Source organism: Pseudomonas sp. NPDC087358 (genome assembly GCF_044900785.1).
In the GTDB taxonomy this organism is placed as follows: Bacteria; Pseudomonadota; Gammaproteobacteria; order Pseudomonadales; family Pseudomonadaceae; genus Aquipseudomonas.
Genome location: NZ_JBJDOA010000013.1, coordinates 107199 through 132847 on the forward strand (window position 1 = coordinate 107199; position 25649 = coordinate 132847).

Below are 25649 nucleotides of genomic sequence, written 5' to 3' on the forward strand. Positions count from 1 at the left end.
GATCGATACGGCCTTCGGCCAGAAGCGACTGCAGGCCTCACACCGTCTTCGCAATCCGGCTCGCCAGCAGTGCCCAGCCAATCAACAACACCGACAACACGATCAGCGGCCACGAGCGCCAGTGCAGGTAGGGCGTGAGGTTGTGCATCGGGGTGACTTCGCCATACATCACCGCGCGCTCGAATTGCGGCACCGTGGTGGTGATCTGGCCAAACGGGTCGATCAGCGCGCTGACGCCGTTGTTGGTTGCGCGGATCATCCAGCGCCCGGCCTCCAGGGCACGCATCTGCGCCATCTGCAGATGCTGCAACGGGCCGATCGAAGTGCCAAACCAGGTGTCGTTGCTCACCGTCAGCAGCAGATCGCTCTGGGCAGACAGGCTGGCGGCGAACTCCGGATAAACCACCTCATAGCAGATGAATGGGGCGATCTGATAACCCTTGGCCTGCAACAGGGCTTGTTCCGCCGGGCCGCGAGCGAAGTCCGACATGGGCAGGTTGAAGAAGGTGATCAACCCGCGGAGCAGGTCCTGCAACGGCACGTATTCGCCAAACGGCACCAGTTTCTGCTTCAGGTAAGTACCGTCGCCTTCGCCGGTGACGGTAATCGCGTTGTAATAGCGGAACTCACCACGCCCGCCTTTCTGCCGCAGCGGCACCCCGGTGATCAGCGCCGAATTACGATCGGCCGCGAACTTGCCCATCACCGACAGGTAGCCTTCCACCGACTCCTTGAGCACCGGTACCGCCGTCTCCGGCCAGATGATCAGGTCGGCCTTCTGCGAGGTGAAGGTCATGTCCCGGTACAGCGCCAACTGCGCATTCAGCGCGGCCGGATCCCACTTCATGCTTTGCTCGACGTTGCCCTGGATCGCGGCGACCTTCAGCGGTGCGCCGGCAGGCTGGGTCCAGGCATGTCCCTTGAGCGCCAGACCCATCACCCATGGCGCCAGCAACAGCACCAGAGCGCTGGCCAGAAAGCTTTTACGTGCGCGCAGGCGAGGCAAGTTGCACAGCAGCGCTGCGGTCAGGGCCAGAACAAAGGAGATCAGCCACATGCCGCCCAGCGGAGCGAGGCCTTTGAGCGGGCCGTCGAGCTGGCTGTACCCGGAGTAGAGCCAGGGGAAGCCGGTCAGGAACCAGCCACGAAACATTTCCTGGCCGAACCACAGCGCGGCAAACGCCAGCGCGTCGGCCAGCGGTGCTTCGTTGCGACGGATCCAGCGCGCCCATAACCATGCGGGCAGGGCGAAGAAGAACGCCACCGAGGCGCAGAACAGCACCATCAGAAACCCTGCGAGCCAGACAGGTGCCTCGCCATAGGTGTGGATGCTGACGTAGATCCAGCTGGTGCCACCGCCAAACAGGCCGAAGCCGTAGCTCCAGCCGCGCCACAGGGCCTGACGGGGTTTGAGGTCACGCAGACCGAGATAGAAAACCACCAGCGCGACGATCGCCAGTGGCCAGATATCGAACGGCGCCAGGGCCAGGGTAATCAACGCGCCAGCCACCATGGCCAGCAGGTTACCGGGCCAGCCGGGGCGGGTGATCCAGCGCATTTACATTCCTTAGTGACGAATTACGACTTTACGAGCGCAGGATCGGGCTCAGGCGCAGCAGATGAATACGACGGCTGTCGGCATTCAGGATGCGGAAACGATACGCGCCGATTTCGGTGATTTCATTACGCTTGGGCAGGTGCCCGAACGCGTTCATCACCAGGCCGCCGACGGTGTCGAATTCATCATCGGAGAACTCGCTGTCGAAGAACTCGTTGAAGCTCTCGATCGGCGTCAGCGCCTTGACCAGGAAGTCGCCGCTGGGCAGCGGTTTGATGTAGCTGTCTTCCTCGACGTCGTGTTCGTCTTCGATGTCTCCGACGATCTGCTCAAGCACGTCCTCGATCGTCACCAGACCCGCCACGCCGCCGTACTCGTCGATGACGATGGCCATGTGGTTGTGGTTGGCGCGGAACTCACGCAGCAGCACGTTCAAGCGCTTGGATTCGGGCACGAAGGTGGCCGGACGCAGCAGGTTCTTGACGTCGCCGGCGCCGCCGTTGTCCTTGAGGATCAAGGGCAGCAGGTCTTTGGCCAGGAGCACGCCGAGTACATCGTCATGGCTTTCGCCAATGACCGGATAACGCGAGTGCGCGGAATCGATCACCGCCGGCAGGAATTCACGAGGGCTCTGGCTGGCCTTGATGCTGATCATTTGCGAGCGCGGCACCATGATGTCGCGAACCTGCAGGTCAGCGACCTGAATGGCACCTTCGACGATGGCCAGCGCTTCACTGTCCAGCAGCTTGTTCTGATGGGCTTCGCGCAGCAGCTCAAGCAGCTCCTGGCGGTTTTTCGGCTCATGGGCAAATGCCTGGGTCAGTTTGCCCAACCATGACTTTTGCCCGTTGCTCGATCGGTCTTCGCTCATAGCCCTTACTCGTGGTCCTTGCCAGGTGTTACTGAATGGGGGTCGTCGACGATTTCATCGTCGGCGTAGGGATCCGGATAGCCCAGCTCTGCAAGCAACTCTCGTTCCAGCGCTTCCATCTCATCGGCTTCGTCATCTTCAATGTGATCGTAGCCCAACAAATGCAGACAGCCGTGAATCACCAGATGTGCCCAGTGTGCGTCCAGCGTCTTGCCCTGCTCGGCAGCCTCACGGGCGACCACAGGCGCACAGATGACCAGATCGCCCAACAGGGGAATATCCAGGAGTTCATCAGGTACATCGGCAGGAAACGACAGCACATTGGTGGCGTAGTCTTTGTGGCGCCAGGTGTGGTTCAGTTCCCGGCCTTCGGTTTCGTCGACCAGGCGGATGGTCATTTCCGAGTCGGCCGTGCGCTGGCGCAGGCCCATTTCACACCAGAGGCGGAACTGGGCTTCGCTTGGGGCGCTGGCTTGACTGGCGACCTGCAGATCCAGCTCAAGCATCGCGGTGGTTGTCCCGTGGTGCCTGGGGCAGGTCGCTACGAGCCTCGAAACGCTCATAGGCCTCAACGATGCGTTGAACCAGTGGATGGCGCACGACGTCCTTGGGCTTGAAGTGGGTAAAGCTGATGCCCGGCACGTCCTTGAGCACTTCGATGACGTGAATCAGCCCGGATTTCGTGCCCTTGGGCAGGTCGATCTGGGTAATGTCACCGGTGATCACGGCGGTGGAGCCAAAGCCGATACGGGTCAGGAACATTTTCATCTGCTCGACGGTGGTGTTCTGACTCTCGTCGAGAATGATGAAGCTGTTATTAAGCGTGCGGCCGCGCATGTACGCCAGAGGGGCGACTTCGATCACCTGCTTTTCGATCAGCTTGGCCACGTATTCGAAGCCGAGCATCTCGTACAGCGCGTCGTAGAGCGGTCGCAGGTACGGGTCGATCTTCTGCGACAGGTCGCCGGGCAGGAATCCAAGCTTTTCGCCGGCTTCGACCGCCGGACGCACCAGCAGGATGCGGCGAATCTGTTCGCGCTCCAGCGCATCGACCGCTGCCGCCACGGCAAGGTAGGTCTTGCCGGTACCGGCCGGGCCAATGCCGAAGTTGATGTCGTTGGCGAGGATTTCCTTCACGTACCGCTGCTGATTCAGGCCGCGTGGGCGAATCATGCCTTTTTTGGTACGCAGGGCTACGCCGACTTCAGCGGCAGGATGGTTGTCCAGCGCTTCAACGCCCGATTCCTGCAGGAACAGATGCACCATGTCTGGCGACAGGTCAGTACTCTTGGTTTCCCGATACAGTCGGCGCAGCAGGTTTTCTGCCGAAGTGGTCTGTTTGCGTTCGCCGATCATCTCGAACTGGCCTCCGCGATTGCGGATCTCGATGTCCAGGCGTTGTTCGATCAAGCGCAAATGCTCGTCGAATTGCCCGCACAGATTGGCGAAGCGATGTGCCTCGATAGGTTCGAGGGTGAAGCGATGTGGTTCGATAGGTGCGTTCAAGGTCGTTTTTAGCCGCCCGACGGCAATAAAGGTGAACCGAAGGATAACCCCTGCGCGCGGTGTCCGAAAGGGCTCACTTACTAATGGTTGGGTCAACCGTGCCAAAGACCTTGCAGGAGTGAGCTTGCTCGCGATCGCGGTGTGTCCGACACCTCGATGGTGACGGGATGAATGCAATCGCGAGCAAGCGAAGGCCTACAGGGTTAGCGTTGCATCTGCAGCTGGGCGTCCGGCCTTATTGCAACAACGATCCACGCAGCGAATGCGGTTGCGCGCTGTCGATGTGGACGTCGGCGAACTGGCCGATCAGCTTGGGATTGTCGCAGCGGAAGTTGACGATGCGGTTGTTCTCGGTACGCCCTTGCAGCTCGCCCGGGTCCTTTTTCGAGTAATCGGTGACCAGGATCCGCTGCACGGTGCCGGCCATCCTGCGGCTGATTTCCAGGCCCTGGCGGTTGATCAGGTCCTGCAACTGCTTGAGGCGCTGTTTCTTGGTTTCTTGCGAAGTGTCGTCGGCCAGGTCCGCCGCCGGGGTGCCCGGGCGGGAGCTGTAGACGAACGAGTAGGAGAAATCCATGCCGACGTCTTCCACCAGTTTCATGGTCTGCAGATGGTCTTTCTCGGTCTCGCCCGGGAAGCCGACAATGAAGTCCGAGCTGATGCAGATGTCCGGCACCGCTGCGCGAAGCTTGCGCAGGCGCGATTTGTATTCGAGCACGGTGTGGTTGCGTTTCATCGCCGCCAAGATCCGGTCGGAGCCTGACTGCACCGGCAGATGCAGGTGTTTGACCAGCTCGGGAACGTCGGCGTGGGCCTGGATCAGGCTGTCGGAAAACTCCAGCGGGTGCGAAGTGGTGTAGCGAATCCGGTCAATGCCATCGATGGCAGCTACCACGCGGATCAGCTCGGCCAGGTCCGCCACACGACCGTCGTGGGTGGTGCCGCGATAGCCGTTGACGTTCTGCCCCAGCAGGGTCACTTCACGCACGCCGTTTTCCGCGAGGTGGAAGACTTCGGTGATCACGTCGTCGAACGGGCGGCTGACCTCTTCGCCACGGGTATAAGGCACCACGCAGAACGTGCAGTACTTGCTGCAGCCTTCCATGACCGACACATAAGCGCTCGGGCCATCGACGCGGGGTTCGGGCAAATGGTCGAATTTCTCGATTTCCGGAAACGACACGTCAACCTGCGGCAGGCGAGTGGCGCGCGCGGCGTCGATCATTTCCGGCAGGCGATGCAGGGTTTGCGGACCAAACACGACGTCGACATAGGGCGCGCGATCACGGATCGCCGCGCCTTCCTGGCTGGCCACACAACCGCCGACGGCGATCACCATGTCCGGGTTCGCCAGCTTCAGTTCACGCCAGCGGCCAAGCTGGGAGTAGACGCGATCCTGCGCGCGCTCGCGGATCGAGCAGGTGTTGAGCAGGATGACATCGGCGTCTTCCGCGCGCGCGGTGACTTCCAGTGCCTGATGTTCACCCAGCAGGTCGACCATGCGTGAGCTGTCGTACTCGTTCATCTGGCAACCGTGGGTTTCGATGTAAAGCTTCTTGGCCATGCGGGGGTTCATCAGGTGATTCAAAGAACCGCGCATTATAGTGACGCATGGCCGCGGTTCCTAGCGTTCCCTAACGAGCGGCATGCTATAGTTCGTGCCCTTTTTCAAACCCCGATCATTGCCTGCCTGTTATGACCAAACGCGAAGCTCCAATCTATAAGGTGATTTTTCTCAACCAGGGACAGGTGTTCGAAATGTACGCCAAGCAGATCTATCAAAGTGATCTGTGGGGATTCCTGGAAGTCGAGGAATTCGTCTTCGGCGAGCGCACGACCGTGGTCGTCGACCCTAGCGAAGAAAAACTCAAGGCGCAGTTCGATGGCGTGGTACGCAGCTTTGTGCCCATGCACTCGATCGTGCGTATCGATGAAGTCGAGCGTATGGGGACGCCGAAGATCAGCGAAGCGCGTCAGACTGGCAACGTCATGCCATTTCCGATGCCGATGCCGGACAAATAACCCCGATCAGGGCTTGGCGCTGTCGGGGAAGGGCGCAAACGGCGTGCGCCCTTCGGCCGTTTGCAGCTCGAGCAGATACTTGCGGAAGATCTGTCCCAGTACCTGGGTGGCCACTTCCAGGTCTTCTTTTTTCATCTGTGCGGAAACTTCGTCGGCCTGATCCAGGGCATCTTCGGAACCATTGACCGCCGCCATCTTCAGCACGATATAAGCCTGAATGTTATTGGCCTGCACACCTTCGCCACGGAAGAACATCAGCCCCAGTTGATACTGGGCCTGTGGATGGCCCTGCAATGAGGCCTGTTCAAAGTAGTTAAGTGCCTGGGTGAGATCACGGGGCGCATTCTTGCCGTCGTAATAAAACTCCCCTAACTCATATTGTGCCTGCGCATCCCCGCCTTGTGCCGCCTGCTGGCAGGCCGACAACGCTGCTTGCAGGTTGTCTGGCTGGGTATTGAGGGTGCAACGACCCACCGCTGGGATCAACAACGAGTTGCCACCTGCATCTGCCAGCAGGGGATGAAGAAGCAACAGGCAGCCCAATGCAAGGGTGCGGCCGGTGCGATTCATGGAAGTCGACTTACCTCTGAAAAAGGTGCGGGCATGCCCGTCCAGCTAAACGTGCTGGCTGCGCATTATGAAATAAGCGAGGCCAACCTTACAAAGTCTTTACTGATTTTCTGCTGCACGGGCTTGATTGGCCTGTATTCAGGGCGGTCAAAGCCCCAGTGCAGTATCAACATACAGTTAAATCCAGAACTGTAGGAGTGAGCACGCTCGCGATTGGGGTGTGTCTACCACGCCCGCTCAACGATCCCGAGCGCGTGAGCTACACCGCATCGCGAGCAAGCTCACGCCTACACGTTATCGCCCGGATTGTTATTTCAGCTTGGCGAACGCCTTCTCGGCTGCGTCCAGGGTCAGTTGCAATTCCGCCTCGCCGTGGGCGATGGAGGTGAAACCGGCTTCGAACGCACTTGGCGCCAGGTACACGCCACCTTCAAGCATCAGGTGGAAGAAACGCTTGAAGCGATCGGCGTCGCTGGTCATCACGTCGTCAAAGGTGACGATCTGTCTGGCCTCGGTGAAGTACAGGCCGAACATGCCGCCAGCTTGAGTAGTCACGAACGGGATGCCGGCGGCGTCGGCGCGCTGTTGCAGGCCTTCGAGCATGCGCGTGGTGTAGGCGCTCAATTCGTCATGAAAGCCCGGGCGGCTGATCAGGCGCAGGGTGGTCAGGCCCGCCGCCATGGCCAGCGGGTTACCCGACAGCGTGCCGGCCTGATACACCGGGCCCAGCGGCGCGATGTGCGACATGATTTCGCGTTTGCCGCCGAAGCAGCCAACCGGCATGCCGCCGCCGATGATCTTGCCGAAGGTGCTCAGGTCTGGATTGACGCCGTAGTAAGCCTGGGCGCCGCCGAGGGCAACCCGGAAGCCGGTCATCACTTCGTCGAAAATCAGCACCACGCCGTGTTTGTCGCATTCTTCACGCAGGCCTTGCAGGAAACCCGGTGCAGGCGGTACGCAGTTCATGTTGCCGGCAACCGGCTCGACGATGATGCAAGCCACTTCCTGACCGACTTCAGCCAGCATCGCCTTGACCGCATCGATGTCGTTGAACGGCAGGGTCAGCGTGTGTTTGGCAAAAGCCGCTGGTACGCCCGGCGAGCTGGGCACGCCCAGGGTCAGCGCGCCAGAGCCGGCCTTGACCAGCAGACTGTCGGAGTGGCCGTGGTAGCAGCCTTCGAACTTGATGATGCTGTCGCGACCGGTATAGCCGCGGGCCAGACGGATCGCGCTCATGGTGGCTTCGGTGCCGGAGCTGACCATGCGCACCATTTCCATCGACGGCACGATCGAGCACACAAGCTCGGCCATGTCGGTTTCCATCGCGGTCGGCGCGCCGTAGGACAAACCGTGTTCCAGCTGACTGCGTACCGCGTCCAGCACGTCCGGATGGCTGTGACCAAGGATCATCGGGCCCCAGGAGCCGACATAGTCCACATAACGCTTGTCGTCTTCGTCAGTGACATAAGCGCCTGCCGCATGCTTGAAGAACAACGGCGTGCCGCCCACGCTCTTGAAAGCGCGAACCGGCGAATTGACGCCGCCGGGAATGTGTTTCTGGGCATTGGCGAACAGGGTTTCAGAACGGGACATGATGGGGTCTCTGTTTGAATCGGTCATGAAGAGGGATGCAGTCGGCCCGATACGCGGATCAGGCCGGCTTGAACAAATCGTTGAAGGCGCGGGCGCGGCGGGTGACTTCTACGGTGCTCTCGGCGCCGAACAAGCCATGCACCACGGCCAGCAGGTCGGCACCGTGGGCCACCAGCGGCGCGGCGTTCTCCAGGGTGATGCCGCCAATGACGGCAATCGGCAACTGAATGCGTTTGCGCGCCTGGGCGAGCATGTCCAGGCTGCAGGTTGGCGCTCCGGGTTTGGTCGTGGAGTTGAAAAAACGTCCGAAGGCGACGTATGTGGCGCCGTCGGCCTTGGCTTTATCGGCCAGCTCCAGTTGCGCGTGGCAGGTGGCACCGACGATGGCCTTGTGGCCGAGCAGCGCGCGGGCATCGGGCAACGAACCGTCGGTTTGCCCCAAGTGCACGCCAACCCCCAGCCGCGCAGCGACTTCGGCGTCGTCGTTGATGATCAGTCGGGTCTTGTAGCGCTCGCACAGCTTCAGCAACTCCGAGGCCTCGCGCAGACGCCGGGTCTCGTCACCGGACTTGTCGCGGTATTGCAGCAGGGTCACACCGCCATCAAGGGCGGCTTCGACATAGGACAGGAATTTGCCGGCCAACAGCTGGCTGTCGGTCACGGCATACAGGCCACGTAGTCTCATCAGGGGTGCCTCTTTCTTTCGTGGCGTTACGAGCAAAAATCCAGCGGCAGACGGCGAGGTACGAACTGCCCTTTGCCCAATTGTTCAGCGTCGCGCAGGGTACGCCAAGTGTAGTCGAGCGCCGTTTGCACGGCGCTGATTACGTCCTGCCCGAGGGCGAGGCGACCGGCCAGGGCGCTTGCCAGGGTGCAGCCCGAGCCGTGATAACTGCCCGGCAAGCGCTGACAGGTAAACGTGCGTGGCTGGCCGTTGCGGATATACAGGCGATTGTGGACTTCGTGCTCGTCGCCGTGGCCGCCGGTAATCAGCAGATGCTCACAGAACGGCAGAAGTTTTTCCGCGCATTCATCGGCCGAGCCGTCCGGCAGCTCGGCAAGAATGCGAGCCTCCGGCAGATTGGGCGTGGCAATGGTCGCCAGCGGCAGCAGCCGCTCGCGCATGGCGTAGCCCACTTCGTCCTTGCCCAGCCGTCCGCCACCACCGGCGCGCAACACCGGGTCGCACACCATGGGCAGGTGCGGGTGGGCCTCGAGCAGTCCGACGACGGTGTCGACCATCTCCAGCGAGCCGAGCATGCCCAGCTTCACGGCGGCGACCGTGGAGTCATTGAGCACGGCATTGGCCTGGGCCAGCACCCATTGACGGTCCAGCACACGGAAGTCGGTGACGTTCACGGTGTCCTGCACGGTCAGGGCGGTGACGGTGGGAGCGGCATGACAACCCTGTGCAAGCAGGGCTTCGATATCTGCCTGCAAGCCGGCGCCGCCACTGGGGTCGTGGCCGGAGAGACAGAGGACAACGGGGCGGGAGCTATAGATATTCATGGTGCGCGAGCTTACCACTAAAGCTTTTGCCGGGCCGCTGGTCGGCGGCAGATTTTTCGGCGCGACAGGCTGCGCGGCTCTAGGACGGGCATTCTCGGGGTATGCCAGTGCCGGTCGTCCTGAAAGAGTCATGAAAGCCTGGCATGTGACGATACACATGGTGTCACCCAGCTATCAGTCGTTATGCTATTGGCCGATTTTGTTTCCCCGCCATCAAGAGTGAATGCAAGTGCGTTGCCCGCTAAGCCATCTGGCCGAGTTCTCGGTTGCTCCGAGCGGATGGGGTTTGCCCCCCGTCAAACTGTCGTCTCCAATGGATCGGGGCATTCATCCTACTGTCTACAACAGTACGGACGGTGTCGCATGCGCTTTGTCCTGACGCTGTTGCTGGCCCTGTTGCCAATGCTCGCGTGCGCCGTGGAGTTCAATGAAAACACGCGTACCCTGCCATTGGGCCGGGCTACCCAAGTGTTCGAAGACCCAAGCGGCACCGCCACCATCGAGGATGTTGCCTCGGCCCAAGGCGCGGAAAAGTTTCGAGCGCTCGATGCCGGCTCGCTCAACGCCGGTTACTCGCGTTCGGTGTTCTGGCTGAAAGTGCAGCTGACCTATCGCCCGATCAATCCGGTGGCCTCCGCCGACTGGCTGCTGGAACTGGCCTACCCGCCGATGGACCATGTCGACCTGTATCTGGCCAGCGATACGGCGCAGCCAAGCCTGACCTGGCAGACCGGCGACATGCTGCCTTTCAGCAGCCGTCAGATTAAACAGAACAACTACCTGTTCGAGCTCAACCTCAAAGCTGACCAGAGCAAGACCGCGTACCTTCGCGTGTCCAGCCATGGTTCGGTGCAGGCGCCGCTCAATCTCTGGGCCAGTCATGCGTATATCGAGGAGCAGCCGTCGCGGCTCTACATCTTGGGCATGATCTACGGCGTGCTGGCGGTGATGCTGGTCTACAACCTGTTCATTTACCTGAGCGTGCGTGACACCAGTTATCTCTACTACATCCTCTATATCAGCTGCTTTGGTCTGTATCAGGTTTCGGTCAACGGTGCCGGGATCGAGTTCTTGTGGCCGGATGACCCGTGGTGGGCCAATACCTCGACCACCTTCCTCATCGCCGCCGCGATCCTCTTCGCCAGTCAGTTCACCCGCAAGTTCTTGCAGACGCCCAGGCTCGGTGGCTGGCTGGATGTGCCGCTGTTGCTGATGATGACCTGCTCGACAGTGATCATGGTCCTGGCCTTGACCATGGATTACGGCATTGCATTGCGTCTGGTGACCGCGCTGGTGCTGATCTTCTCCCCGATCATATTGCTGATCGGCGTTGTTGCCTGGCTCAAGGGGCGGCGGGTGGCGCGCTATTTCGTGTACGCCTGGTCGGCGTTCCTGGTGGGTGGAGTGATCAACGCGACCATGCTGCTGGGGCACTTGCCCAATAACTTCTGGACCATGTACGCCAGTCAGATTGGCTCGGTGGTGGAAGTTGCGCTGTTGTCGCTGGCATTGGCCGACCGCATCAACACCATGCGTGAGCGGCAGACGCAAATCATGGCGCAGTCGAGCCAGGACCTGGAGAAACTCAATCAGCAGCTTGCCGTCAGTAACCGTCTGAAGGATGAGTTTCTCGCCACGCTGACTCACGAGTTGCGCACCCCGATGAACGGCGTCATCGGCTCGCTTGAGCTGATGCAGATGGACGCGGCCGAGGGTGAGATCGAGCTGTATCGTCAGACTGCCGCCGACTCGGCGCAGAACATGATGGGCATCGTCAACGGCATACTCACCCTGACCGAGTTGCAGGCCGGCCGGATCAGCGCGCAGAGCGAGGCCTTCAGCCTGCGCCACTGGTTGTTTCAGCTGCGCAGCACCTACGAGCCTCTGGCGCGCAGCAAGTTACTGGCGCTGACGGTGGAGCTGGATGAAAGCCTGCCGGACAGTCTGCAGGGGGATGCGCTGAAACTGCGTCAGTGCCTGGATTGCCTGCTGGACAACGCGCTGAAATTCACCAGGAACGGCTCGATCAGAATCCGTGTCAGTGGCCAGTGCACCGATGCGCGTCAGGTGCGGTTGCTGGTGGACGTGATTGATACCGGCATCGGTTTCAATCGCCTCGACGAGGAAACCCTGTACGCCAACTTCTTCCAGGTGGACGGCTCCATGACCCGTGAGTACGGCGGCCTGGGCATTGGTTTGGCGATCTGCCGGCAGCTCATCGAATTGCAGGGCGGCCGCCTGAGCCATCAATCCGAGCCAGGTAACGGTAGTCAGTTCCGATTGAGTCTGGATATGTTGCAAGCGAATGTACCGGTGGTTTGATCGGCGTTCTCGACATCGTGTGCGCGGTGATTGCGGGTAAAAGCGCCGTCATTTAGTCGCCTTCGGCACTTTGTTCGCTTCCCGGTGCATGATTCACTGGCCCTCATCTGCGCCATTGCCGTGCGCTGACCGGACCGGAGCCGCCTCATGAACCTGCATCAGTTCGCCGAGACCCACGAGGTCACCAACCAGCCACCGTCCCTCGACGGCGCCAATCTCTACCGCATCGACCTGCCGTTGCAGGAGTGGTCCCAGCGCTACGGCGCCGGTTGGGCGCAGTCCAGGATCGACGCTTACGGAGCGTTGGCAGGCGGGCCATTGATGGAAGCGGGGTTTCTCGCCAATCAGAACAAACCGGTGTTCGCCAGCCACGACCGCTACGGGCACCGCATCGACCTGGTGGAGTTTCATCCGGCCTATCACCAGCTCATGCAAACCGCGATCGAGCACGGCATCCCGTCTTTGCCCTGGACCGATCCGCGCGAAGGTGCGCATGTCGCCCGTGCTGCCATGAGCTACTTGCACACCCAGGCCGAGGCGGGCAGTGGTTGCCCGCTGACCATGACCTTCGCCAGCGTACCGGCGCTCAGGCTTCAGCCTGATCTGGCTGATACCTGGCTGCCGAAAATCCTCGCTAGCCAGTACGACCCGCGCAACGTCGGCATCGCCCACAAGGCAGGCGCCACCATCGGCATGGCCATGACCGAGAAGCAAGGCGGCACCGACGTGCGGGCCAACACCACTCGTGCGTATCCGGTCGGCCAGCCAGGCCCGGGTCAAGCCTATGAGCTGGTGGGTCACAAGTGGTTCTGTTCGGCGCCGATGTGCGACGCCTTCCTGACCCTGGCGCAGACCGACAAGGGCCTGACCTGTTTCCTGTTGCCTCGGCATCGCCCGGATGACACCCGCAACGAGTTTTACATTCAGCGTTTGAAGAACAAACTCGGCAACTGGTCCAACGCCTCCAGCGAAGTCGAGTTCAGGGGCGCGCTGGCGTGGATGGTCGGTGAAGAGGGGCGCGGAGTGCCGACCATTATCGAAATGGTCGCCATGACCCGTTTCGATTGCATGACCGGCTCCAGCGCGCTGATGCGTCAGGCCCTTACCCAGGCAGCCCATCATTGCGCGCACCGCAGTGTCGGCGGCCGCGTGCTCAGCGAACAGCCGCTGATGCAAAACGTATTGGCGGACCTTGCGCTGGAAAGCGAAGCGGCGCTTGCGTTGAGCCTGCGCATGGGCCGGTCGCTTGAGCGGCTGGACGACTCCCATGAAGCGCGTTTCGCACGGCTGGTGACGGCGGTGGGCAAGTACTGGATCTGCAAGCGGGCTCCGGCCATGATCAACGAAGCCGCCGAATGCATGGGCGGGGCGGGTTATGTCGAGGACACCATACTGCCGCGTCTCTATAGAGAAGCGCCGGTCAACTCGACCTGGGAGGGCTCGGGCAACGTGCAGTGTCTGGATGTGTTGCGGGCGTTGTCCAAGGAGCCTGGGGTGCTTGACGCGCTGTTCGACGAGTTGGGTGATGGTCATGGCGACAAGCGCTTGGCTGCGCACATTGATCAGCTCAAGCGCGCGTTCAACGACACCACGGATATTCAATACCGCGCCCGGCAACTGACCGAAGACATCGCCGTCGGCCTGCAGGCCAAGTTGCTCCTGGAGGCCGGTCATTCGGCGGTCAGTGACGGTTTCATCGCCGGTCGCCTGCAACACCCCGCACGGGTCTACGGCGCGTTGCCCAGGGGCGTGGATGTCCAGGCGCTGGTGGCCAGGTCATCGCCGCAGGTCGGTTGAGTCACCCAGACTCTAAGAGCCGGCTCGCTGCGAAAGCGATGGATCTGATACATCAATGTCGACTGAGGGTCTGCATTCGCCAGCAAGCCGGCTCACGGCCTGCGGCCAGAATCAAAAGCAAGCGGCGCAACAGGGGTCCATTGCTTCTGCCCGCAGGCCGATAGATGTCCACCCGCTTCTGCCCGCAGGCCCGCAGATGTTCACCCGCTTCTGCCCGGAGGCCCGCAGATGTCCACCCGCTTCTGCCCGGAGGGCGTGGGAGTTGGCTTGCCGACGATCTGGCGCGAAGCGCCAGCAAAGCCTGTGGACGCGATGCACCTGACCCGCCGCGCCGTCTGACTCTACTGCCGCTGCCCGGCAGATCGCTGGCAAGCCAAGCTCCCACGGCCTGTGGCCAGAATCAAAAGCAGGCGGCGCAACAGGGGTCCATTGCTTCTGCCCGGAGGTCCGCAGATGTCCACCCGCTTCTGCCCGGAGGGCGTGGGAGTTGGCTTGCCGACGATCTGGCGCGAAGCGCCAGCAAAGCCTGTTCACGCGATGCACCTGATCCGCCGCGCCGTCTGACCCTACTGCCGGTGCCCGGCAGATCGCTGGCAAGCCAAGCTCCCACGGCCTGCGGCCAGAATCAAAAGCAGGCGGCGCAATAGCCCAAAGCTGCTTGAGGAGCTTGTTTGAAACCCTAGAATCTCCCACGGCCTGCGGCCAGGGTCGAGAACGCAGAGTCGAGACAATCCTCAAGCTTCTAGTGCCTTCCCTTTCCGATGCAGGCAAGATGGAGCCTTGCAAGATCAGAAGGATGCGCATCGTGACTGAAGCTTTTATTGTCGTAGAAACCGCCGAGCAAGCCGTGGACCGGCTTGCCGAGCTGCACGCAAGTGCGACCACGTCCCTGAGCCAGGCGCTCAAGCGTTATCTCAAGGACCGCGTCGAGCCCGACGCCGCCGAGCGTCGGCTGTTCCGCTATCCTGAATTGCGCCTGACCTACCATTGCCAGGGTGAAGTCCCGCTCACCACTCGCGCCTATGCCAAGGTTCAGTTGCCCGGCACCTACAGCGTCACCGTGACCCACCCGGCAGCGTTCCGCAAATACCTGATCGAGCAGCTCGTGCCGCTGATGAATGACTTCACCGTCACGGTGCAAGTAGGCGTCAGCGAACAGAACATCCCCTATCCCTACGTTGTCGAGCAAGGCGATGAGCTGGCCGGCACAGGCGTCACCGCTGCAACGCTGGCGCGGGTGTTTCCGAGCACCGACCTGTCTGCCGCCACCGATGGCATCGCCGATGGCCTGTATGACTGGGCCAACACGGATCCCCTGCCGCTGGCCCTGTTCGACGCCGCGCGCGTGGATTTCTCGCTGCGCCGTCTGGTGCATTACACCGGCAGCGACTGGCGTCATGTGCAGCCCTGGATCCTGCTGACCAACTACCACCGCTATGTTGACCAGTTCATCGTCCATGGCCTGGAACGGCTGCGCGATGATCCGCGTTTCGTGAAGATGGTCCTGCCGGGCAACGTCATCGTCGACAAGAGCATGGACCACGGCGAAGCCCAGGCCATCGTCTCCAGCGTGGTCTGGCACCGTTACCAGATGCCGGCCTATCACCTGATCGCCGAAGACGGGCACGGCGTGACCCTGGTCAATATCGGCGTCGGCCCGTCCAACGCCAAGAACATCACCGACCACCTGGCCGTGCTGCGTCCGCATTGCTGGCTGATGATCGGTCACTGCGGTGGCCTGCGTCAGTCGCAGACCATCGGCGACTACGTGCTGGCTCACGCCTACATGCGTCGCGACGGGATTCTTGACCGCGTACTGCCGCCCAACATCCCGATCCCGGCGCTGGCCGAGGTGCAAATGGCCTTGCAGGAATCGGCGGCCCAGGTCACCGGCGAGCGGGGCGAGGATCTGAAAAAGCGCCTGCGCACCGGTACCGTGCTGACCTACGACGACCGCAACTGGGAACTGCGCTGGGCCCAGGAGCGGCCGCTGATCAACCTGTCTCGCGCGGTGGCGGTGGACATGGAGAGCGGCACTATCGCAGCTCAAGGCTATCGTCTGCGGGTGCCGTACGGCACGCTGCTCTGCGTGTCGGACAAGCCCCTGCACAGTGAAATCAAGCTGCCGGGCTCGGCCAACGCCTTTTACGAGCGTGCGGTGACTCAGCATTTGAAGATCGGCATCGCGGCACTGGACCTGATGCGCACCCAGCTCAACTCGCTGCACTCGCGCAAATTGCGCAGTTTCGACGAGCCGCCGTTCCGCTGATTCGCTAGGCGTTTAGCGCAAGGGCCACTAAAGTGGTCCTTTGTGTTTTCGTCATCTGGTTCCGATTGCCCATGCCCCGCACTCAACATCCCGTTTCGCGCCGCCCGGCGCCGAATGCTTCCGGCGCCACCCGGCGTGTCGCCAAGGCACCGCCCGCCGAGCCTCGGCTGATCCTGTTCAACAAGCCATTCGATGTGCTGACGCAGTTCAGCGATGGCGAAGGACGCGCAACCCTCAAGGACTTCATCGAAATTCCCGGCATCTATCCGGCCGGCCGGCTGGATCGTGACAGCGAAGGTCTGTTGTTGCTGACCAACGACGGGCAACTGCAGGCGCGGATCGCCGATCCCAAACACAAGCTGGCGAAGACGTACTGGGTGCAGGTCGAAGGCGAGCCTTGCGAAGAGCAGCTGCAGCGACTGCGCGATGGTGTCGAGTTGAACGACGGCCCGACCCTGCCTGCGCAAGCCCGGCAGCTGGAAGAACCCCAGTTGTGGCCACGTGATCCGCCGGTGCGTTTTCGCAAGAGCGTACCGACCAGCTGGCTGGAACTGGTTATCAAGGAAGGGCGAAATCGCCAGGTGCGCAGAATGACCGCTGCGGTCGGGTTGCCGACCTTGCGCCTGGTGCGTGTGCGGATCGGCGACTGGAGTATCGAGGGGCTGGATCAGGGGCAGTGGCGGGAAGTGCCGGCGAAGTTGTAGTCCGCCATGAATCCGCAGGCAAACGGTGACCCCTGTAGGAGTGAGCTTGCTCGCGATTGATCCGCCTCGCAACGCCGTGGTTGCCTGATACCTCGCAATCGCGAGCAAGCTCGCTCCTACAGGGTCAAGCGGCAATGGGGAGAATGACGGACGTCTTGAGGCTTATTGGTGCTGCTCAAGGTAGGCAATCACCACGCTCTTGATCACAAACGCCAGCACCCCCAGCCCGAGAACGCCGAACAGGATCATGGTGCCAAAACGCCCGGCCTTGGATTTTTTAGCCAGATCCCAGACGATGAACGCCATGAAGCCGACCAGTACCGTGACCAGTATGGTCATCATCCATTCTTCAAACAGCGCAGGATCCATGGATCGTCTCCGGTGAGTCGGCAGGCTGGCAATTATAGGCTCTCGTCCGAGGCATCAGCCGCGCAGGTGTACCAAGGGCAATTCGGTACTGGCCAGCACCTGATTGAGCACGAAGCTGGACCGCACACTGGTCACGCCGTCGATGCGGGTCAGATGGCCGAGCAGGAATTTCTGGTAGTGGTCCATGTCCGGCACCACGACCTTGAGCTGGTAGTCGGCGTCGATACCGGTGACCAGGCTGCATTCGAGCACCTGCGGCAGATTGCGGATGTGCTGTTCAAAATTCTCGAAACGGTCGGGGGTGTGGCGATCCATGCCGATCAGCACATAGGCGGTGAGGCTCAGCCCCAGCTTCTTGCGATCGAGCAAGGCCACCTGACGCACGATGTAGCCGTCGTCTTCGAGCTGCTTGACCCGCCGTGAGCAGGGCGATGGCGACAGGCCGATGCGCTCGGCCAGCTCCTGATTGGAGATGCGCGCGTCGCGTTGCAGTTCAGCCAAAATACTCAAGTCATATCTGTCGAGCTTGCTCACGATGGGCACCTTTATAGGATCGATTGCGCTGAATTATTCATCCGAAGTGAAAAATTGCGCAAGTGGTGTTTTCGTCAGCAACATTCGCAATCCTCTGTCGTCCGTCAAAGCCTATTCTTTTAACCAGAATCACTGCCCGGACACAGCGTCCAGCGCGGCCCGCCGAATCAGGCCAGCCGCGGCCTCCAGCCCCATAGGGTTGATCAGGCCACCGGGCTACGCAATGTCCAGAAGACGATGCGAGGTGAGCCGGCGTCAAAAGCGTCGAGCCAGGACGAAGTATTCCAGAGAGGGCCATGAGCCCTCTTTTTTTGTGCCCGGCATTTGCAGCCCGGTCCTTTTCGGCTGGATGGAGCTTGGTCCTGTAGCAGTTCGGCTTGCCGGCGGCAGCGATGCCCGGGATGCCCCCGCCGGCAAGCCGGACTGCTACAGAGCAAGTGCAGGTTCGAGGATCATGGCATCCCGTAGTTTCGCGGCATGATCCCCGCTGATAGAGTGCCGCGAACGGCGCACCCAGAATGCAGTCCTATCAACAGGTATCCGCGCCGCAGTGAGGAAAGCATGAACATGCGCATCTGGCGTTTGGCAGGTGTCAGTCTTTTGGCCTTGAGCATCAGTGCTCAGGTGTTGGCCGACGATAACAATCAGCAGCAACAACACAACGAACAACAGCAGCGTCAGCAACAGCAGCATGGTTTCGATCAGCAGCGTCAGCAGCAACAGAACCAGCAGCGTAGCTTCAGCGAGGATCAACAGCGGAACCAGCAACATCAGCAGCAACAACAGCAACAGCAACAACAGCAACAACAACAGCAGGTTCAGCAGCAGCAACGTCAGCAACAACAGCAGCAGTACCAGCAACAGCGCCAGCAAGAGCAGCAGAATCAGCAGCGCCAGATCCAGCAGAACCAGCAACAGCGTTTTGACCAGCAGCGTCAGCAGCAAGACCGCGAGCGCAACCAGCAGCGTCAGGATCAGGTGCAGCAGGAACAGCAGCAGCAACAACGCCAGCAGCAGCTCCAGCAACAGCAGCACCAGCAGCAACAACAAATGCAGCAGCGTCAATTGCAGGATCGCCAGGGCAATCTGCCGATCCAGAGCCGTCCCGACACCGTGATGCAGACACAACAGCCGCGTCAGGGTTTCTACCGCGACCAGCCCCGGGACAACAACCCGTGGCGCAACGGCGATCATCGTCCCGACAACGGACGGCCCGATGGTCACGGCGACGGTTGGGGAGGCGGGCCGCGCTATCGCCCCGGCTATGAAATAGACCGCATGCCGGGTGGTTATTCACGTGTGCCGTATCACGGTGGCGATTACTACTATTCGAGTGGCTACTGGTACCGCCCGCAAGGCCCGCGCTATGTCGTGGTCGCGCCGCCGCGTGGGGTGCGGGTGCGGTATCTGCCTGACTATGCGCAACAGGTCTGGCTGGGCAGCGCGATGTTCTTCCTCGCCGCGGGCACTTACTACACCTATGAGCAGAGCACTCAGGAATATGTAGTGGCCGAGCCGCCGCAGAACGTCGAGCCGGTCTACTCGCCGAATCAGGCGCCGCAGCAGGCTGCCGATCCATTCGAGGTGATCGCCTATCCGGCCAATGGCCAGACGCAGCAGCAGGTCGAGCAGGATCGCTATGATTGCTACCGTTACGCGGTGCAGCAGAGCAACTTCGATCCGGCGGCGGCGACCTATCAGCCTGCACCTGAAGTGGTGGGGATTTACCGCCAGGCCATGGCCGCGTGTTACGCCGGGCGCGGGTACAGCGTTCAGCAGTGAGGGTGTAGGCAGCAAAGCGCCCCGGTAACGTCCGGCTTGCCGGCGGTAGCGAAGTTGCTATCGCTGCCGCCGGCAAGCCGGACTGCTACAGAGGACGGTTACGGTTTTTCGGGGTTATCAATTCATCACCGGGCTGTTGTCCCGCGTCACTACTTCCTGAGGGTCGGCGTGCACCAGCACCTCGGCTTTCGGGAATTCAGCCATGATCGCGCGCTCTACCTGTTCACACAGATCATGTGCCACCAGTAAAGTCAGCGCGCCTGGGAGCTCCAGGTGCAACTGCACGAACCAGTGATTGCCCGAGATCCGCGTGCGCAGATCGTGTGCCCCGAGCACGCCGGGGACGCTCTGTGCCAGTTCCAGCATGCGCGCGCTGACGTCGGGCTCAAGTTCGGCGTCCATCAGCACCGCCACCGTCTCGCGGGCAATGGAAATGGCGCTCCAGAGAATGTAGAACGCAATCACCAGACCAAAATAAGCATCCAGCTGGTCATACCCGAAGTACGCCAGCGCCAGCGCCAGCATGATGCTGATGTTGAGCAACAGGTCGGAGCGGTAATGCAGAGAGTCGGCACGAATCGCTGCTGATCCGGTTTCCTTGACTACCCGGTGTTGCAACGCCAGCAGCGCAAGGGTCAGCCCTATCGAGATCACCATGACCAGGATGCCCAGCCCGGGAGCGCCCAGCGGTTGCGGATGCTGGATGCGCTCGATGGCCTGAAAACCGATCAGGAATGCACTGACTGCGATGAACAGTGCCTGCGCCATGCCCGACAATGCTTCGGCCTTGCCATGCCCGTAGCGGTGGTCTTCATCGGCGGGGCGCAAGGCGTAGTGCACGGCCAGCAGATTGAGGAACGAGGCCGCGCCATCGAGCAGCGAGTCGGTCAGACCTGCCAGCAGGCTCACCGAACCGCTCAGCCACCATGCCACCGCCTTGGCGATGATCAGAATACTGGCGACCGCCAGCGAAGCTCGGGTCGCCAGGCGCAATAACCGGGCATGTTCAGGGCTGGTGCTCATGACGCTTCCTTCATTCAGAACGTTGATCCATCACGCCGACGGGACCAGCCCGAGCATGGCCAGCTGTTGCGTGCTGCCCTTGTGCTGGATCAGGCGCGGGTCATCCAGCGGCAGTGTGCGGCCCAGCTCGGTCTGGATGATGGCTTGCAGTCGGGTGTTATCCACAGTGCCATCGCCGCGCACGGCAGGTTGCAGTTTTTCTGGGTCGATCTGCGCGTGCTGGCCGCTGGGCAGGTAGATCGCGCCCGTGGCGAAGTCGACCGCGAAGGCGATCACCCCAGGGATGATATAGAACAGCAGGCCGACGGCGTCGAGGACCACGATGGCCGGGTCCATTCTGCCGCTGCCCTGGATCTGGCCGCGACGGTCGGGGTAGAAAATGCTGCCGCAGGCGGTCAGCTGGGTCAGCAGGGTGGCGACCAGGACGCCGCCAATCAAACGCGAAGGTATGCGCATGGAGATCTCCTCAGAGGAAGTCGCAACTATACAAGGCAAATGCCTAATCATTAAGACTATCCAACCTGTAGGACGGTTCTGCGCGCTGGCGAACAAAGGTGCGCGTTGCATCCGTATAATCGGCGGTCTGTTTTCGGAGCCACCATGACTTCTCTGCCCATCGATGCCGTCTTGCCTGCACTGCGCCAGGCCCTTGCCCACCGCAACGAGGTGGTACTCGAAGCGCCCCCGGGTGCCGGTAAAACCACGCGCGTGCCCTTGGCGCTTTTGCACGAGCCGTGGCTGGCCGGGCAGACCATTCTCATGCTCGAACCCCGTCGTCTCGCAGCCCGGGCGGCGGCGGAGCGCCTGGCGTCCGAGCTGGGCGAGAAGGTCGGCGAGACCGTGGGTTACCGGATCCGGCTGGAGAGCAAGGTCGGCCCGAACACGCGCATCGAAGTGGTGACCGAAGGCATCCTCACCCGACGCCTGCAGCAAGACCCCTCGCTGGAGGGCGTCGGTTTGTTGATCTTCGACGAGTTTCACGAGCGCAGCCTGGATGCGGATCTGGCACTGGCGCTGAGCCTCAATGGTCGGGCGCTGTTTCGTGATGGAGAATCTGGTGCCGAGCCGCCGCTGAAGATCCTGCTCATGTCGGCGACCCTTGAAGGGGAGCGGCTGTCGAGCCTGCTCGATGACGCGCCAGTGATCAGCAGCGAGGGGCGCATGTTTCCGGTCGCCATGCAGTGGGGGCGGCCGTTTCAGCCGGGGGAGTTCATCGAACCACGCGTGGTGCAGACCGTGCTCGATGCGCTGGGCAATGAAACCGGGAGCCTGTTGGTATTTCTCCCGGGGCAGGCCGAGATTCGTCGGGTCAATCAGCAACTGGCCGATGCCCTGGGCGAGCGACGCGATGTAATGCTCTGTCCGCTGCACGGCGAGCTTGACCTTGGCGCCCAGCGCGCGGCCATCGAACCGGCGCCCAAGGGCACGCGCAAGGTGGTGCTGGCGACCAATATCGCCGAGACCAGCCTGACCATCGACGGTGTGCGTGTGGTGATCGATGCCGGCCTGGCACGGGTCCCTAGGTTCGATCCGGGCAGCGGCATGACGCGCCTTGATACTCAGCGTATATCCCGCGCCAGCGCCACCCAGCGTGCCGGCCGGGCAGGGCGTCTGGAGCCCGGCGTGTGTTATCGCCTGTGGTCCGAGGCGCAACACGAACAGCTGGCGGCGTACGGTACGGCGGAAATCATTCAGGCGGACCTGGCAGGTCTGGCGCTGCAATTGGCGCGCTGGGGTGTCGAGCCTGGGCAATTGATCTGGCTCGATGTTCCGCCTCAGGCGGCCTATGCCCAGGCGCAGGATCTGCTCGGTCGACTTGGTGCGCTGGCTCATGTGCCAGGGACTGACTGGAAACTCACCGCTCACGGCCAGGCGATGGCCGAAGTGCCGGCCCATCCGCGCATCGCGCATCTGCTGCTGCGAGGTCAGGAGTCAGGGCTCGGCGCTTTGGCCTGCGATGTCGCTGCCTTGCTGGGCGAGCGTGACATCCTGCGGGGCGCCGGGGCCGATCTGCACAGCCGCCTGACGCTATTGGCTGGTACCGAGCGCGCTGCCCGTGGCGCTCAAGGTGGGGTGCAGCGGGCCAGGCAACTGTCGCGTCAGTATCGTGGGTATCTCAGGGGCGCCGCGAAACATCCGGTGGCCGACCCCGATCATCCGCGCTGGCTGGGCGCCTTGCTGGCGCTGGCCTATCCGGACCGGGTGGCCCAGCAGCGTCGTGCCGGTGGCGCTGAGTACCGGCTGGCCAACGGTCGCGCCGCGTTGTTTGCCGAGGCCGATGCACTGATGAAAGAGCCGTGGCTGGCCATCGCCGACCTCGGCAGCCGTCAGGGACAGCGTGAAGAGCGCATTTATCTGGCGGCACAGTTTGATCCGGCCTTGTTCGACACGGTCTTGGCCGAGCAGGTCAGTCAGTTCGACCATCTGGATTGGGACGAGCGCGAAGGGGTGTTCCGCGCCGAGCGTCAACGCAAGGTCGGTGAGTTGATCATCAGTCGCGAGCCCCTTACCGGGCTGGATGACTCGGCGCGAGGTCAGGCTTTGCTGGCGCTGGTACGGCGCAAGGGCCTGGAGCTTCTGCCGTGGACGCCGGAGTTGCGCCAGTGGCAGGCGCGGGTCGGCTTGCTGCGCCAACTGGATCTGGACAAAGCGGCCGGCAGCGACTGGCCGGATGTCAGCAACCAGGCGCTGCTGGACGGGCTCGAGCACTGGCTGTTGCCGTACCTGGGCAAGGTCACGCGGCTGAGCCATTTCAGTCATCTGGACTTGTCTTCGATTGTGCATAACCTGCTGCCGTGGCCGCTGCCGCAGCGCCTTGATGAGCAGGCGCCGCATCACCTGAATGTGCCCTCGGGCTCGTCGGTGCGGCTTGATTACAGCGAACACCCGCCGATCCTGGCTGTGCGCCTGCAAGAGCTGTTCGGCCTGTCCGACACCCCGCGCATCGCTGGCGGCCGACAGGTGGTCAAACTGCACCTGCTGTCACCGGCGCGGCGACCGGTGCAGGTCACCCAGGATCTGGCCAACTTCTGGCGCAGCACCTATGCCGAGGTGAAGAAGGATCTGAAGGGTCGCTACCCCAAGCATTACTGGCCCGACGACCCATTGATCGCCGAGCCTACCGCGCGGGTCAAACCGAGGAAGTAAGCGCCATAACCGCGACTGCTGTTGATTCTGGCCGCAGGCCGTGGGAGTGCAGCTTGCTCACGACCTGCCGGGCACCGGCAGTGAAACCTGAGTTATCTGGTTCGGCTGCCGGGGCCCGGCAGATCGCTGGCAAGGTGGAGCGTCACCCCGGCGGCTCCCACGCCCTCAGGGCAGAAGCCAGGTTGCGGAAAGCCTTTCTACCGCGCAGCAGGCAACAGAAACCGTGCGATCACCGGCAAGTGATCGGAGATCAACAGCGTATCGGCCTCGCGAACCTGGGCATCGACCCGCTTGAGTTTCGGGCTGTAGAACAGGTAGTCCACTGTCCGGTCGGGCCCGCTTATTCGGGGGTCATTGGGGAAACGGGTGTACCACTTGCGCCGATCTTCACCATTGACGTCTTCATTGCTCGGGATCATCGGGTAAACGTCAGAGAGGGCGTGCAGTTCAGTGTCAGGCGCAAATTGCTCACGCTGCTCGGCGGGCAAACGCTGGTATTGCCCTTCAGGCAGCAGGTTGAAATCCCCACCACTGACCCAGGGCGTGCCGCTCTGCTCGAAGGTATCCAGCAGCTGTCGTGTCGCTGCGACCTGGCGCTGCAGGGTATCGTCGCCGGGCCGGAAATCGCCCAAGTGGGTGTTCACCACCGCCAGATGTCCGCCATCGCGTAGCGGCAGGTAACTCACCAGCAATGCGTGGCGGGGTTCGAATTGACGGCTGATGATGTTGCCGTCAGGGGAGGGCAGTTGCAGCCGCTCGGCCTTGTCCACCTGATAGCGGCTCAGGGTGGCCAGCTTGGTGCCGACGCTGCCGAAGATGTGCCGATCAGGAACGAAATCCGACTTCCAGTAAAACGCTTCGGTGCTGCAGGGATAGAGGTCGGTCACTCGCTCCTGCAACAGTGCCAGCTGGTTGCTGTAATCGGTGTTCTTGGCGCCGTCGTCCACTTCCTGCAACAACACGATGTCCGGTTGCTCGTCGCGGATCAATCGCGCGACTTCATCGAGGTTGTAGGCGATGTCCTCAGGGGTAGGCCGCTGGTCCGGGCCGCTGCCATCGGCCATGTCGTACCAGAACACGTAGCGTTTGCCCGCCAGATACTGGATGTTCCAGGTCATCACCTTGAGCGTCTGGCCGGCCGCCAGCGAGGGCGGTGGCGCATCCTTGGCATTGCACGTGACGGGCAAATGCTCGTGTCGGGCCGGATGCCAGGTGACGTCGTAGATCAGGCCAGCCGCCAAGGCTGCCAGCAGCGCGAGCGCGACGACATAACGCAGTGGACGGGACATCGGCACTCCTAGGCCGGCTGCGCGGGCTCATCGATCAGCATGAACAGACGGAACATCACCACACTGATGAACAGTTGCAGGAAGCTCGAAACGCTGTCGACCAGCAACGAAAGGGCCGGGCTTTGCTGATCGGGCAGGACGTAGAAACTCAGCCCCTCAAGCACCGACAACGGGATATAGACGAACAGCACGCAGACCAGAATCCTCACCACGTGGCCGCGGGTCATCTTGAAGCTTTCGCGCATGGCGTCCAGCGGGCCGAGACCCCGCAGCACCAGCAAGTACTCGGAAAACACCAGTTTGATCATCACCCACACGCCGGGAATGATGAACAGCGAGAGCCCGGCCATGATCAGCAGGGTGCTCAGCGCGGTCAGCACGGCGAAGGTCGGCCACATGCGCAAGGCCGCGGCGAGCAGGTTGCGCGTGGCGGGCACTTCACTGCGGGACTTGGCGTCCATGAACAGAATCAGCGCCCCGGTGTACAGCGGGTAGAACAGCAGCCCGATCAGCAGTTGCCAGCTCGCCGGGCTGTCGCTGGCCGCGCTGCCCAGCAGTTGCTTGGTCAGCGCCTCGAGAATCACCAGCGGCAGACACAGCGTAAGAATGCTGGCGAAGTTACGCCGGAAAAAGTACAACGAGTCTTGAATGATGGTCAGCGGATTCATGAACGGATCACAGGAAAAAGCAGGTCGACACTTTAACGTAGAGCCGGTGAGAGGACCAACCGCAGGTCATTCTTAACTTTTTCTACACTCTATTGAAACGCCTGCGAAACGCCCCA

The 25649-nt window shown here is 61.8% G+C and carries 23 protein-coding genes; 7 read left to right on the forward strand and 16 right to left on the reverse strand.

Features of this window, described 5'->3' with window-relative positions:
* Positions 1-37: 37 nt before the first annotated feature.
* From lnt to miaB, 5 genes are all read right to left on the reverse strand, one after another.
* Complete coding sequence (gene lnt, locus ACI2KS_RS24730) at positions 38-1558, reverse strand: apolipoprotein N-acyltransferase (protein WP_404623631.1); 1521 nt, start codon at positions 1556-1558, stop codon at positions 38-40.
* A 28-nt stretch (positions 1559-1586) separates the two neighbouring features.
* Positions 1587-2429 (reverse strand): HlyC/CorC family transporter, encoded by an 843-nt coding sequence (locus ACI2KS_RS24735; RefSeq protein WP_404623632.1) that lies wholly within the window; start codon positions 2427-2429, stop codon positions 1587-1589.
* A gap of 5 nt (positions 2430-2434) precedes the next feature.
* A complete protein-coding gene (ybeY, locus tag ACI2KS_RS24740; protein ID WP_404623633.1) occupies positions 2435-2935 on the reverse strand; it encodes an rRNA maturation RNase YbeY in 501 nt (166 codons plus the stop codon).
* Positions 2928-3935, reverse strand: a complete 1008-nt coding sequence (locus ACI2KS_RS24745; RefSeq protein ID WP_404623634.1) for a PhoH family protein — start codon at positions 3933-3935, stop codon at positions 2928-2930. Before ACI2KS_RS24745 ends, ybeY begins: the two co-directional genes overlap by 8 nt.
* 235 nt (positions 3936-4170) lie before the next feature.
* Positions 4171-5499 carry a tRNA (N6-isopentenyl adenosine(37)-C2)-methylthiotransferase MiaB gene (gene miaB, locus ACI2KS_RS24750; RefSeq protein ID WP_404623635.1) on the reverse strand — a complete coding sequence of 443 codons (1329 nt, stop codon included), beginning with the start codon at positions 5497-5499 and terminating at the stop codon, positions 4171-4173.
* 131 nt (positions 5500-5630) lie between these two features.
* On the opposite strand from miaB, the gene ACI2KS_RS24755 reads away from it, so the two are divergent.
* Positions 5631-5957 carry a DUF1820 family protein gene (locus ACI2KS_RS24755; protein WP_404623636.1) on the forward strand — a complete coding sequence of 109 codons (327 nt, stop codon included), beginning with the start codon at positions 5631-5633 and terminating at the stop codon, positions 5955-5957.
* A 6-nt stretch (positions 5958-5963) separates the two neighbouring features.
* Here ACI2KS_RS24755 and ACI2KS_RS24760 read toward each other — a convergent pair whose 3' ends face one another.
* From ACI2KS_RS24760 to ACI2KS_RS24775, 4 genes are all read right to left on the reverse strand, one after another.
* Entirely contained in the window at positions 5964-6527 is a 564-nt protein-coding gene (locus tag ACI2KS_RS24760) for a tetratricopeptide repeat protein (RefSeq protein WP_404623637.1), read from the reverse strand.
* A 309-nt stretch (positions 6528-6836) separates the two neighbouring features.
* Positions 6837-8120, reverse strand: coding sequence for a glutamate-1-semialdehyde 2,1-aminomutase (gene hemL, locus ACI2KS_RS24765; protein WP_404623638.1), 1284 nt, complete (start codon positions 8118-8120; stop codon positions 6837-6839).
* Between the two features lie 58 nt (positions 8121-8178).
* Complete coding sequence (thiE, locus tag ACI2KS_RS24770) at positions 8179-8805, reverse strand: thiamine phosphate synthase (protein ID WP_404623639.1); 627 nt, start codon at positions 8803-8805, stop codon at positions 8179-8181.
* Between the two features lie 26 nt (positions 8806-8831).
* A complete protein-coding gene (locus ACI2KS_RS24775; RefSeq protein WP_404623640.1) occupies positions 8832-9629 on the reverse strand; it encodes a hydroxymethylpyrimidine/phosphomethylpyrimidine kinase in 798 nt (265 codons plus the stop codon).
* Between the two features lie 363 nt (positions 9630-9992).
* Between ACI2KS_RS24775 and ACI2KS_RS24780 the strand changes: the two genes are divergently transcribed.
* The 4 genes from ACI2KS_RS24780 to ACI2KS_RS24795 all read left to right on the forward strand — a co-directional run bounded on the left by ACI2KS_RS24780 (position 9993) and on the right by ACI2KS_RS24795 (position 16721).
* Positions 9993-11951 (forward strand): 7TM diverse intracellular signaling domain-containing protein, encoded by a 1959-nt coding sequence (locus tag ACI2KS_RS24780; RefSeq protein WP_404623641.1) that lies wholly within the window; start codon positions 9993-9995, stop codon positions 11949-11951.
* Positions 11952-12098: 147 nt separating this feature from the next.
* Complete coding sequence (locus ACI2KS_RS24785) at positions 12099-13748, forward strand: acyl-CoA dehydrogenase family protein (protein WP_404623642.1); 1650 nt, start codon at positions 12099-12101, stop codon at positions 13746-13748.
* A 772-nt stretch (positions 13749-14520) separates the two neighbouring features.
* Entirely contained in the window at positions 14521-16017 is a 1497-nt protein-coding gene (amn, locus tag ACI2KS_RS24790; protein WP_404623643.1) for an AMP nucleosidase, read from the forward strand.
* 71 nt (positions 16018-16088) lie between these two features.
* Positions 16089-16721, forward strand: a complete 633-nt coding sequence (locus ACI2KS_RS24795) for a pseudouridine synthase (RefSeq protein ID WP_404623644.1) — start codon at positions 16089-16091, stop codon at positions 16719-16721.
* A 162-nt stretch (positions 16722-16883) separates the two neighbouring features.
* On the opposite strand, the gene ACI2KS_RS24800 is transcribed toward ACI2KS_RS24795, so the two are convergent.
* The 3 genes from ACI2KS_RS24800 to ACI2KS_RS24810 all read right to left on the reverse strand — a co-directional run bounded on the left by ACI2KS_RS24800 (position 16884) and on the right by ACI2KS_RS24810 (position 18689).
* On the reverse strand, positions 16884-17090 hold the full coding sequence (locus ACI2KS_RS24800; RefSeq protein ID WP_404623645.1) for a DUF2788 domain-containing protein: 207 nt from the start codon (positions 17088-17090) through the stop codon (positions 16884-16886).
* A 54-nt stretch (positions 17091-17144) separates the two neighbouring features.
* A complete protein-coding gene (locus ACI2KS_RS24805; protein ID WP_081569314.1) occupies positions 17145-17624 on the reverse strand; it encodes an Lrp/AsnC family transcriptional regulator in 480 nt (159 codons plus the stop codon).
* Positions 17625-18050: 426 nt separating this feature from the next.
* The gene (locus ACI2KS_RS24810; RefSeq protein WP_404623646.1) at positions 18051-18689 is read right to left on the reverse strand and encodes a hypothetical protein; all 639 of its coding nucleotides are present in this window, start codon (positions 18687-18689) and stop codon (positions 18051-18053) included.
* Between ACI2KS_RS24810 and ACI2KS_RS24815 the strand changes: the two genes are divergently transcribed.
* Positions 18675-19406: a DUF6515 family protein gene (locus ACI2KS_RS24815; RefSeq protein WP_404623647.1), complete on the forward strand. Its 732-nt coding sequence runs from the start codon at positions 18675-18677 to the stop codon at positions 19404-19406. The genes ACI2KS_RS24810 and ACI2KS_RS24815 overlap by 15 nt on opposite strands.
* Before the next feature lie 117 nt (positions 19407-19523).
* Here the strand turns inward: ACI2KS_RS24815 and ACI2KS_RS24820 are convergent, their stop codons facing one another.
* On the reverse strand, positions 19524-20429 hold the full coding sequence (locus tag ACI2KS_RS24820; protein ID WP_404623648.1) for a cation diffusion facilitator family transporter: 906 nt from the start codon (positions 20427-20429) through the stop codon (positions 19524-19526).
* Between the two features lie 30 nt (positions 20430-20459).
* A complete protein-coding gene (locus ACI2KS_RS24825; protein ID WP_404623649.1) occupies positions 20460-20885 on the reverse strand; it encodes a polyribonucleotide nucleotidyltransferase in 426 nt (141 codons plus the stop codon).
* Between the two features lie 144 nt (positions 20886-21029).
* On the opposite strand from ACI2KS_RS24825, the gene hrpB reads away from it, so the two are divergent.
* A complete protein-coding gene (hrpB, locus tag ACI2KS_RS24830) occupies positions 21030-23576 on the forward strand; it encodes an ATP-dependent helicase HrpB (RefSeq protein WP_404623650.1) in 2547 nt (848 codons plus the stop codon).
* Positions 23577-23773: 197 nt separating this feature from the next.
* Here the strand turns inward: hrpB and ACI2KS_RS24835 are convergent, their stop codons facing one another.
* Together ACI2KS_RS24835 and ACI2KS_RS24840 are read right to left on the reverse strand one after the other, a co-directional pair.
* The gene (locus ACI2KS_RS24835; protein ID WP_404623651.1) at positions 23774-24865 is read right to left on the reverse strand and encodes an endonuclease/exonuclease/phosphatase family protein; all 1092 of its coding nucleotides are present in this window, start codon (positions 24863-24865) and stop codon (positions 23774-23776) included.
* An 8-nt stretch (positions 24866-24873) separates the two neighbouring features.
* Complete coding sequence (locus tag ACI2KS_RS24840) at positions 24874-25533, reverse strand: YciC family protein (protein ID WP_404623652.1); 660 nt, start codon at positions 25531-25533, stop codon at positions 24874-24876.
* Positions 25534-25649 lie beyond the last annotated feature (116 nt).

Coding starts and splice junctions, on each gene's coding strand:
- lnt (WP_404623631.1), bottom strand. CDS start 1,558: ATGCGCTGGATCACCCGCCCCGGCTGGCCCGGTAACCTGCTGGCCATG.
- ACI2KS_RS24735 (WP_404623632.1), bottom strand. CDS start 2,429: ATGAGCGAAGACCGATCGAGCAACGGGCAAAAGTCATGGTTGGGCAAA.
- ybeY (WP_404623633.1), bottom strand. CDS start 2,935: ATGCTTGAGCTGGATCTGCAGGTCGCCAGTCAAGCCAGCGCCCCAAGC.
- miaB (WP_404623635.1), bottom strand. CDS start 5,499: ATGGCCAAGAAGCTTTACATCGAAACCCACGGTTGCCAGATGAACGAG.
- ACI2KS_RS24755 (WP_404623636.1), top strand. CDS start 5,631: ATGACCAAACGCGAAGCTCCAATCTATAAGGTGATTTTTCTCAACCAG.
- ACI2KS_RS24760 (WP_404623637.1), bottom strand. CDS start 6,527: ATGAATCGCACCGGCCGCACCCTTGCATTGGGCTGCCTGTTGCTTCTT.
- hemL (WP_404623638.1), bottom strand. CDS start 8,120: ATGTCCCGTTCTGAAACCCTGTTCGCCAATGCCCAGAAACACATTCCC.
- thiE (WP_404623639.1), bottom strand. CDS start 8,805: ATGAGACTACGTGGCCTGTATGCCGTGACCGACAGCCAGCTGTTGGCC.
- ACI2KS_RS24775 (WP_404623640.1), bottom strand. CDS start 9,629: ATGAATATCTATAGCTCCCGCCCCGTTGTCCTCTGTCTCTCCGGCCAC.
- ACI2KS_RS24780 (WP_404623641.1), top strand. CDS start 9,993: ATGCGCTTTGTCCTGACGCTGTTGCTGGCCCTGTTGCCAATGCTCGCG.
- ACI2KS_RS24785 (WP_404623642.1), top strand. CDS start 12,099: ATGAACCTGCATCAGTTCGCCGAGACCCACGAGGTCACCAACCAGCCA.
- amn (WP_404623643.1), top strand. CDS start 14,521: ATGGAGCCTTGCAAGATCAGAAGGATGCGCATCGTGACTGAAGCTTTT.
- ACI2KS_RS24795 (WP_404623644.1), top strand. CDS start 16,089: ATGCCCCGCACTCAACATCCCGTTTCGCGCCGCCCGGCGCCGAATGCT.
- ACI2KS_RS24800 (WP_404623645.1), bottom strand. CDS start 17,090: ATGGATCCTGCGCTGTTTGAAGAATGGATGATGACCATACTGGTCACG.
- ACI2KS_RS24815 (WP_404623647.1), top strand. CDS start 18,675: ATGCAGCAGCGTCAATTGCAGGATCGCCAGGGCAATCTGCCGATCCAG.
- ACI2KS_RS24820 (WP_404623648.1), bottom strand. CDS start 20,429: ATGAGCACCAGCCCTGAACATGCCCGGTTATTGCGCCTGGCGACCCGA.
- ACI2KS_RS24825 (WP_404623649.1), bottom strand. CDS start 20,885: ATGCGCATACCTTCGCGTTTGATTGGCGGCGTCCTGGTCGCCACCCTG.
- hrpB (WP_404623650.1), top strand. CDS start 21,030: ATGACTTCTCTGCCCATCGATGCCGTCTTGCCTGCACTGCGCCAGGCC.
- ACI2KS_RS24835 (WP_404623651.1), bottom strand. CDS start 24,865: ATGTCCCGTCCACTGCGTTATGTCGTCGCGCTCGCGCTGCTGGCAGCC.
- ACI2KS_RS24840 (WP_404623652.1), bottom strand. CDS start 25,533: ATGAATCCGCTGACCATCATTCAAGACTCGTTGTACTTTTTCCGGCGT.